Source organism: Leyella stercorea, from assembly GCF_021531655.1.
Genome location: NZ_JADYUF010000068.1, coordinates 1 through 9,551, shown reverse-complemented (window position 1 = coordinate 9,551; position 9,551 = coordinate 1). Strand labels below are relative to the sequence as shown.

10 protein-coding genes and 1 pseudogene are annotated in these 9,551 nt (G+C 41.7%); all 11 read right to left on the bottom strand.

Annotated elements, in window-relative coordinates; all coding sequences use genetic code 11:
* Positions 1-55: 55 nt before the first annotated feature.
* Complete coding sequence (locus I6E49_RS13475) at positions 56-613, bottom strand: hypothetical protein (protein WP_235402969.1); 558 nt, start codon at positions 611-613, stop codon at positions 56-58.
* Positions 614-632: 19 nt separating this feature from the next.
* Positions 633-1,751, bottom strand: coding sequence for a hypothetical protein (locus tag I6E49_RS13470; RefSeq protein WP_235402967.1), 1,119 nt, complete (start codon positions 1,749-1,751; stop codon positions 633-635).
* Between the two features lie 16 nt (positions 1,752-1,767).
* The gene (locus I6E49_RS13465; RefSeq protein ID WP_235402965.1) at positions 1,768-2,583 is read right to left on the bottom strand and encodes a tetratricopeptide repeat protein; all 816 of its coding nucleotides are present in this window, start codon (positions 2,581-2,583) and stop codon (positions 1,768-1,770) included.
* Positions 2,584-2,595: 12 nt separating this feature from the next.
* A pseudogene (locus tag I6E49_RS14685) lies at positions 2,596-2,982 on the bottom strand (hypothetical protein); the annotation flags it as partial.
* 15 nt (positions 2,983-2,997) lie between these two features.
* Entirely contained in the window at positions 2,998-3,489 is a 492-nt protein-coding gene (locus tag I6E49_RS13460) for an AbaSI family restriction endonuclease (RefSeq protein ID WP_235402963.1), read from the bottom strand.
* 155 nt (positions 3,490-3,644) lie between these two features.
* On the bottom strand, positions 3,645-5,141 hold the full coding sequence (locus tag I6E49_RS13455; protein ID WP_235402961.1) for a hypothetical protein: 1,497 nt from the start codon (positions 5,139-5,141) through the stop codon (positions 3,645-3,647).
* 30 nt (positions 5,142-5,171) lie between these two features.
* Complete coding sequence (locus I6E49_RS13450; RefSeq protein WP_235402959.1) at positions 5,172-6,137, bottom strand: hypothetical protein; 966 nt, start codon at positions 6,135-6,137, stop codon at positions 5,172-5,174.
* Positions 6,138-6,172: 35 nt separating this feature from the next.
* Complete coding sequence (locus I6E49_RS13445; protein WP_235402957.1) at positions 6,173-7,132, bottom strand: hypothetical protein; 960 nt, start codon at positions 7,130-7,132, stop codon at positions 6,173-6,175.
* Between the two features lie 22 nt (positions 7,133-7,154).
* A complete protein-coding gene (locus I6E49_RS13440) occupies positions 7,155-8,120 on the bottom strand; it encodes a DUF6175 family protein (RefSeq protein WP_235402955.1) in 966 nt (321 codons plus the stop codon).
* A gap of 46 nt (positions 8,121-8,166) precedes the next feature.
* Positions 8,167-8,661, bottom strand: a complete 495-nt coding sequence (locus tag I6E49_RS13435; protein WP_235402953.1) for a hypothetical protein — start codon at positions 8,659-8,661, stop codon at positions 8,167-8,169.
* Positions 8,662-8,897: 236 nt separating this feature from the next.
* Positions 8,898-9,320: an energy transducer TonB gene (locus I6E49_RS13430; RefSeq protein WP_407936652.1), complete on the bottom strand. Its 423-nt coding sequence runs from the start codon at positions 9,318-9,320 to the stop codon at positions 8,898-8,900.
* Between the last annotated feature and the right edge of the window lie 231 nt (positions 9,321-9,551).

The window sequence follows — 9,551 nt, the reverse complement described above, 5'->3', positions numbered from 1 at the left end:
GATGGCATGAGAAGAGAACTCGTGTATCTGTCTTCATATGCAACTAATCGCTATTTTATCCCGAATTGGGGTAATGGTATCCCGTAGCATCACGTCTCCATGCATAGTTACCCGTTTCTTTAATCAGTGAGAGCGACATGTATTCGGTGTACTGGTTCATTATGTAACTCATGTATTCACTACTTTCTAACATCAGCTTGCCAAGTTCCAAGTCGGGCATCTTCTTGATAGGCACGCCTGTTTTTAGAGCAAGCTCGTTGCTCACGGAATCGAGCTGAAGAACGGAGAATGTGTTGACAATCTTGAAAGTCTTGTTGTCTGTAGACTTGAAAATTATCTTCGACATTTTTGTGTTCTTGATGCTGACCATATAGGTGCTGTCCTTCTCGTTTTTCTGTATGTCAAGTTCACCTTTCTCGATGCTGTCGGGCAATGCCAAGTCTTGATACTGCTTGGCGGCAGGATAAATCTCATATACTGTCGCTTTGTCGCCCTCTTTGACGGCAGCGATAAACTGGTTGGTCAAATCTTCAACCGCACTCTTGTTAGAGTCGCATGATGACAGTCCAAGGACTGCCATCAATGCTATTGTTATAATGCTTCTTGCTTTCATATTGATATTGCTGTTTCATTTATCTCCATCCAACAACTTTTTTATTTTTTACAAAAATTTTGTTGTAGTCAAGGCTTACTCCAAGCTCTTTAAATAATTGGAAAATTCCACTTGGTTCATATAAATTGTAAAATCCTGCTTTGTCACGGAATGTACCCTTGAAATCGAAGAGTTGAACAGAAGTCCCGTCTTCTTGAATTTCTTTGTATTCAGTAAGAATTCCAGCTGGCATACCGACATATATCTTGCCTTGTTTTATAGCATTGAACGCTTTTACTCCATATTTCTTTGTTAATGCAGCCTTTTGCGCATTTAAGAGTTTGGTTAAAGCTGCAACGTATTGTTTAGCAGCTTCTTCTTTCATTTGTCCCTTTGCAGCAATAGCTTCATCTGCAGTATTAAAACCATAATATGTAGGTTTGAAACTCTCATTTGTAAAATCTAAGTTTACACCTGCAACCAAATCATATTGTAGATTGTCTTTAAACTGATGCAGTCGGTTATCATCAGCAGGACGTTCATAAACAGACTCTTCAGGACACATTCTCATATTTATTTTACTACCCTTTTCCTTTAAATATCCGAACATACATTTTCCTGATGGATTATACAGGAATACCGGCTTGCTTTCGTTATAGAAATCTGCTATAAATTCTGGCATGCGTGAAGTGAGTGAGGCAAGATTGTCATAATTGTCAACATCTATTTCTGACATATCAAGAATTGCTGCTCTTCCGTCGGAAAAAAGAATGACATTTTTTAAGCAACCTCCATAAACATCTCTATCATCGCTATAATTTTCATTATAATAATAGAACTTATTATGTGCTGGAATTTGTTTGATTATATCATACAATTCCTGTGGCTTTTTGCTTGTCTGACAAAGAAGGTAGCCGATACACGTTGCAACTTTTCCGTTCTTCTCTGTAAAATATTGAAAGGCTTCTTTCAATGTTCTTCGCGTACCAGGCCCTTTCAAGTAAGGCGAGATTTCTTGCTTGATTTGTGGAACATAGCTTTCTGGATTAGGTGAGCTTTTCATTTTGTCCAGAAAATTTTGCAAGTTACTCTGAGCCATTCCCATGTATGGAATAAGCACTAATATGAGTACCAATATGTTTTGTATGAATCTTTTCATAGCCTTGAATGTTTTTTCATATAAAAAGAATGTCTAACTTATAACCATTTGTTCCCCAGAACATTGAGTTTCCTTCCGTTCCCAACGCTCTGCCGTCATGGTCTATAACACAACCCTCATAAGCATCACCTGTAATTTCTGAGTCTGCCACAGGTTGGTCTATTGGAAATGGGTTGTTGTTGAAAACTTCATTACTTATGGTGATAGTTGCGGCTTCGGTTATATCACCAAGTCCAGCAGGACCCTGCGAGCGAACTTCACCTGTAATATATTTTCCTTGCAAACTTCTAAGAATAGGCATGTAATGAGCTGTTGCCGGATCTCGTTTGGTTTCTATTGTCCACGTATTCGTGTCGTTAAAATCTCCCTCCTCAAAAACCAAATTGTTATTTTTGCAGGTTAGAAGCCTGTTAGTTCCGTGTAAGAATATCACGATTTTGACTTCTGGGATTTCAGCCTTATACTCGAAATCATAGGTAGTGCAGAAAAATTTTTTTGCAGAGGCATTTCCACGTTCCGCAGCTTTTCCTAACCACTTAATACCAGTTTTATAGTCTTTTTTTACTGCAAGTCCGTTAAGGTAATATAATGCTAAGATGTATTGAGAAAAAGATACTCCTTGTTCCGCAGAAGCCTCGAACCACTCTTTTGCTTCTGCATGCTTCTTGGCATCATGCAATAAAATTGCATACTGCATTTGCGCATTGGCATCACCCTCATTTGCCTTTTCCAAAATCTTGATACTGTCATTGGCATTTGTTGCCAATGTGAAAGACGTGCCAATAGTAAGCATAGCTACTATTAGCATCATAAGTTTAACAAGTTTCTTCATAATAATTATGTTTTATAGTTTGTATTTTTTACTGATTCTACGCCAAATGCATCGACCTTGCTTTTGGGTCTCGTCGATGTCAAGTGAGAAGACACCAATAAACTTATAAAATTCCATTCCCAATTCATCCTTGTATCGGAAGAATGTGATGCGTTGCATGTTGTCTTTAATACATGCATTGACATGAGTTTGGCGCTTTGCATCGTCTTGGTTGTATTCTGTAAAAGTATTATGGTCAGCTGATAGTTCATTTATCCAACCACTACGGTTATTGATGTTAGGATACCAAATCTCTATGTTCTCCTTGTTGGGTACAGGTGTAGCTCCTACTCTCTGAAAGCCACGATACTTAGGTTTGGTGTCGAATACGGCACAAATATCGTCTATGGTGCGTAGCTGGTCATTATCATCAGCTTAAAAAAAGCCTTTTTGCTTATGATATTCCACAGTGAGCCATTTGCTCATGTTCCAAGGCTTCAAGTCATGGGTTTGATTGATGCGCTCTTTGATGAATGCTACGCATTGGTCTATCTGTTGATGAATCTCGACAAGATTCAACCATTCTCCATCTTTGGTAGAATTGCCGCAATGGATGATGAATTGGTCGTTTTTGGTAAGTTTGACGATGTTTTCATTTCGATAGTCATCTTCTTTCTTTTGAGAGGTGTGGAAAGGCTCGTTGATTTCAACGAAGACTCCGATTTGTGGAAGATACAAGTCTGCCAGAGCATATTTTCCATGAGGAAGTTCCACTCTTTGCTGCACGACAAAGCGAATTCTTGTATCATCCAATTTGTCCCAAATGCGGTGGATTACATAGCTCTCCGTCTTCTTATGCTTGATGCTATAGAAGAGGTGCTCCATGTAATCGAGCTGATAATCAATTGGTTGTTTTTGATTCTTCATATACACTTTTCATTTACATTATTGTTTAAGTTATGGCAAAGTTATCAGATATTTACGACTTGTACAAGTCCATAATGGTTCACAAACGAAAATGATAAATGTGGCATTCTCTGAGGGTACCGAGAATGCCACATTTCTATATTATAAATAAGGTGTTAGAAGTTGAATCTTAAGCCTGCAAAGACGCTCAGACCGTCGCGCTTGTAGCCAGTGGGCTTGAAGAAGAATCTATCTGCATCACCATGTAATGTAGAGTCATCCTTGTCGCCTATATTGTCAAGATTGATATTGACAGCGTATTCTGCACCTGCAACCAACTGGACGGGATAGAAGATGTTGACATTAAACTTTGCACCTATAGGAATGCGCACTGCATTCGAGAGTACAGACTTTCCGTAGTCAGACGAGTGGTAGTCCTTTATGCCGTCGTTATATGTGGCATTGGGCGACTCATACTTGTTGGCGAAATAATTGCCCTCCCATTGTGCCATCACGTAAGGCATAAACTCAACGCAATGGGCAAACTCAAATCCGACACCATAACCCAAACCTACATTCATAATAACAGGGCTCTTTACCACGTCACCAGTATTTGTGGCATAAAGACGTTTGCTGTTCTCATATGTTCCCATTCCTGCCTTTACCATAAGATACTGAGATATGCCGGCTGTGCTCAGACTCAAACGCATGTCGAAGGTTAGACTGACATCATACGAGTGTTCCATGTATCCGCCTGTGATGCTCAGACTGGTGTTGGAGCTTGCCTGATAGACAGCAACGTCACCTTTCTTATAAGAAGCCTGTCCTCCTGCAAAAGTGTAGAGATTCGCAGTGCTGTCATTCACGTTGCAAGCTCTTGTGGTGCTCACCTTCGACGAATACATCTTGCCGTTCTTTTCCTTTGTACGATAGATGGCCACCTTGTCACACGACTTCAGACCATTGACATGGCCGATATTTGTAGCGAAAGGATTTCTGCCTGTCACCTGTCCACGAATGGCGAAAGCTGGCACCTTCAGAGACATCTTTCTCTTGGTCTTGTTCTTAAGCACATATTCCTGGGTGTCTACGTCATAAGTCATCTTTGCCTTGTCGGAAGCTACTAATGAAACGGGCACGCTTATCTGGTTATACTTGCTCATATCATCCCAGCAGTTGAATACCTGCTCAAGCACATCCTTGTCAATCTCAACTTTATAGGCATTCCATTTCTTCTTGCCTCTCACTGTGCTCACCAGGAAAATGTAGTTGTTCTCCAATATCGGGAGATAATCCTCCTTCAAGATATCTTCCTTTGAAATCACGCCAATCGCTGCACGCTCGTCGTCCGACTTCAGAACATTTTGCAGTGCAAGGTCCTTCAGTCGTTCTTCTGAAAGCGATGTGCCATTATAGCAGAATAGATAGTCGAGTATCTGCTTACCTATTTTCTGGTCGTTGAGAATCTTGCATAGCTGCTTGCCACTGTATGCCGAACATGAAGCGGGTATCTCAACCTCCACCTTGCGGTATTTATTGCCATATGCCAGCAGATTATAATTGCCCGTGATGCAGACAATATTGCTCTTTGAATCGTAGAAAGGCTTTTCCTTTGCTGAGATTGGGGCAGCGAGGAATCCAGCCAGAAGAGTCGCTAATATATATCTTTTCATTGTATCCTATTATAAAAATGCAGTTGATTGTTATTTTGTATGTACGGGGCGGATATTGAATAGATCTCTGAAACCGCCAAGCTTAAACTCCTTGCTGTCGTAAAGATAGACATTGTATACTTCTCTGCCTGTCTGCTCCGACGTGTGATACCATGCACAAGGCAGCACAATGCTCTTGCCAGAAGGTCCGGTCACAACGTAGTAATTGTCATACTTCTTCCATTGACACTTGTCGATAAGCTCTTGCCACTGTGCCTTAGTCGGCATGCTCCAGCCTTCGCCAAGAATGTAAGTAGCGACATCAAACTCAGCATTGCCAGCAATATCCATCGGGGCTTCCTTGGTTCCGAGATAATCCCACATGCCCAGTCCTCCCCAAGGATAACCGTCACCCACTGCAAAGAGATACTTGTGATTCTCATATTGGGTGTTGTTATATCTTTCAATGGCGTTATCATGAGCACTTTTCTTGGCTATACAATAATTGTTGTATCTGTTGTATGCCGAATACAGTTCCTTTATATCCATCGATTTGAGATACTCCTCGTAGGTCATTGTCGTTGGATAAGTGTTGTTCTTATTATTAGTGAATGACGGCTTTTCCATTGGCTTGATGCCAAGCTCGTCCTCCAACTCCTGCAAGGTCTGCTCTAAAGTTTTGTGCTCAGTGACAGGGCTCACAGAGCCAAGGTTTGAAGAAGCCCACTTCACAGATAGTCCTAAATCCACATAGCCATAATATCCTTCTATGCCACGACCTTCGGTCGTTTTCTTGTCTGTGTAGACTTCTGGATCCATATTCTTATATTCGGGATGCTTATCGTCAGACTCGGTAAAGCCCTGGGGATAAGTCAAGGCATTGATTTCGTCAATTATTGCCTGACGGTCGGTAAAGAAATTGTCACCCACGAAGATTTCATTGTCGTCACTGCTGCACGACGTGAATATCATTGCGCCTCCAAGTATCAATGAGGCAAACAAGTATTTCTTTTTCATAATAAGTGTTTATTGTTATGATTCTTATATGTTTCTTACCACCAATAATAGTGGTATACAACTTTAGGCTGGCTCTCCACGTATGCCTTTGCCACTGATGCAGCCGCACGTACTGTGGCAATCTGCACCTCCTTCTCGTCCTGTGCTTTCTGCTTCTCAAGCTGGAACTCACGGTCGCTTACAGCCTTAATGCGTGCCGCCATCTCCGTCTGTAGACTCTTAGCTTCAGCCTGCACCTTTGCTGATGGCATCACAAGACTCTTAAGTATATCGCTTGCCGTTGCTGCTCCGCTTTCTGTTGGATTAGAACTCCATGCCGAGCGTGCCTGACGGACAATGTCAAGATTTTTCTTCTCGAGCGACGTGCTGCCATACTGTGCTATGAGCGACTGCGCTGTCTGAAAATCCTTGTTTCCCATCGGTATGGCAAAGAGCATGTTCATCGCCTCGTCATACTTTCCTGCTGCGGCAGAAGCCTTGGCGGTCTGGATGATGTTGGCAGCCATACGGTCATAATATTCCGTGATGCGCTGCTTTCCCTTTGCCACAGCCTCCTGCAATTGTGGCAGAGCAGGATTCAGCTTTCTCACGGCGGCAGCTATGGCTTGGTCCTCAGAGTCGCTAATACCTTTCGCCTCGGTAGAAAAATTAGAATAGAGTGTGCCGTCAAGACCGTCACCTACGTATATGCCTATGCTTACCAACACGGCATTCTTCTGCGGAACGGTCTGAGTCTGCTCGCTTCTCAACTTCTGTATGTGCCCCGTTATGATGAAACGGTTGTCGAAGCCCGAACCCGACATGCCATTAGCTGTGGCTATCTGATTGAGCTTAGTCTTCAGCATGGCGGTGGCTTTCGCTTCAAGACCGTCGTTCTCTGGCACTACAGGATTGAGACATATCACTCCGATGTCTTTCGCCGATTGTGCCTTGACGGTTATGGCAGTGCCGCAGAACAATGCAGCCAATGCCACCACTAAAATCCTTACCTTCATGATAATATGTTATAACGTATTTTTATTTTCCACCAAGCACAACATATGCCTTGCCGATACCTACTGGTACAGTGGCAACAGACACTCCGAACTGAGAAAGGAAAGATGTGATAGGCTTTATGAAGCCCTCCATATTGATGGCCTTAGGCTTTCCACCGAATTTGCCCTTGCCGAAAAGCGGGAAGCGAACCTGCTCATAAGACATGCGGTTACGGGTTTTGCCGTTCTGTGTGAATGAGCCGTTCACGGTGTTCTCGTTCATCCAGTAGTCAATCACTTCGCTCAACTCACCAGTTTCGCCATTCAGAGTAACATCCGACTCGAAGTTGAGAGGACAGTCGCTGGCAATCTTGAAGATAACCGAACCTTCACGACCATTGGCAATCAAATCTTCGAAATGTCTCTGTATGCTTCCGGTAAAATTATCAATGAATCCTAATACAGACTCTTCTAGCAATGTTGAGATCGGTGCACCAGATGCCGAGCTGCGACCCGTCTCACCGCCTATCTGCTTGCTTGTAGCTGCGTCAATTGAGGTAACACGAAACTCCACCATATTGCGCGGACCATGAGCGGTGCGTGTGAAAGCTATATTAACAAGGATGTCAGCCTGAGCCACACGCGTAAGCTGATCGAGCTCGTCCTCCACAATCTCTCCGTCTGCCTTCGATGTAAGAGCCATATCCATCGCACCCTCGTTCTTAAGTTCGTCAAGCGCACTCTGCAAGTTCTTTAACGGATAGCCACGCTCCTGCATAATGCCACCCATCTTAGTGATTACATTAAGTACATCATCATTAAGAAGAGCCTTTTCATAATCAGGTGTCTTTGGGTCGTTACTCTTGACAAAACCATTGTTAATACACCAAGCTTTCTCTGGAATAACCATGATAATAGGTTTCATGGCCTTAGGTTGATTGGCTGTGGCCTGAGCAAAGGTTAATACGGCAAATAGGAAAGCCACAAAAGACAAAACTATTCTTTTCATTATCTATGATTTAATTTGAATTAATAATAACCTTTATAATATGGGATTAAAAATAGCTATTGAGCTTCTTGATGATACCTTCATCCTCCAAAAGCTTACGAAGATTGTCATACATCACAACAACAAAGATTCCGACTTTACGTCTTTTACCCGTCTTTACATTGTTTTCACCAGTGGGATAACCAGTGTTGACATTCTTCACATACTGAAGGAATTCGCCCTTCTTAAAAAAGGTATCAAAAAACTGCTTGTGTTCTTCGTAAACGCTCCTATCAGCAACAAGTGGCGGAATCTTACCTGCTATCTCGTTTCCTTCCACCCCAGTAAAAATACAAGCTGCCACAGCATCCTGCATAGCCATGTCAATAGCCTTATCAGGAGAACCTGCAACGCCCCAAGCTTTTAAGAATTTTGTACCCTGCTGGGCAACACGAACAATCTGCACCTCATAGCTATGCGCCATATCAAAAGGATAACTCTTGGCATTAAGCGAACTACAAGCTATGATCATAAACACAAATAAAAATGCGATTCTTTTCATGTTATGTTTTATTAATTTTTATTATCATTAACTTTTGTGCAAAGTTATTAGATATATATGACCTGTACAAGTCCATAATGGTTCACAAATGGAAATTGTAAGAACAAGACAGTCTATAAAAACAGTTATGGCGCTAAAGTAATCGTTTCGTCAAAATGAAACAGATTACTTTAACGCCAAAATATAAAAATAAAGACTATTTTATTAATTCTCTGAACTTGCGAAAGTTCAATTAATTAATTTAAACTGAAAGTAATTGGTAATTGAAACTTCACTGGCACAGGCTTTCCATCCTGCTTACCTGGTATCCATTTGGGCATAGCCTTTACAAGACGTAATGCTTCTCTGTCAATAGAAGGGTCAACACTACCTCCTATTCGCACGTCGGTGAGGCTACCATCAGCCTCGACTTTAAACAATACTATTACCCTACCTTGAATTCCATTTTCTGCAGGAACACTTGGATATTTAAGATTCTCTTTAAGATAAGCCACTAAAGCCTTCTCACCACCAGGAAACACAGGCATCTCTTCTACTACTTGGCTTGATTTTGCTTTCTCGGTTTTCTCTACTTCTTGATTTTGCTGACAAAAAGCATGAGAAGTAGCAAGAACGGATAGAACTGCCACTAAAAGAATTTTTAATACTCCGTTTTTCATATTTTGATGTTTTTATAGTTTTATAAAAACAAAGGTAATGGATATTTATTTTGCAAACAAGTCCATAATGGTTCATTGACAAAAAAATTGGAAACATGTTATTATGTCCAAATACGAAAAAAGGTCTCCAAAGTCGTTAGACCTTGAAGACCCAAGTAAAAGAAGGCAGCCACCTACTCTCCCGCATTGCATTGCAGTACCATCGGCGCAAGCGGGCTTAACTTCTCTGTT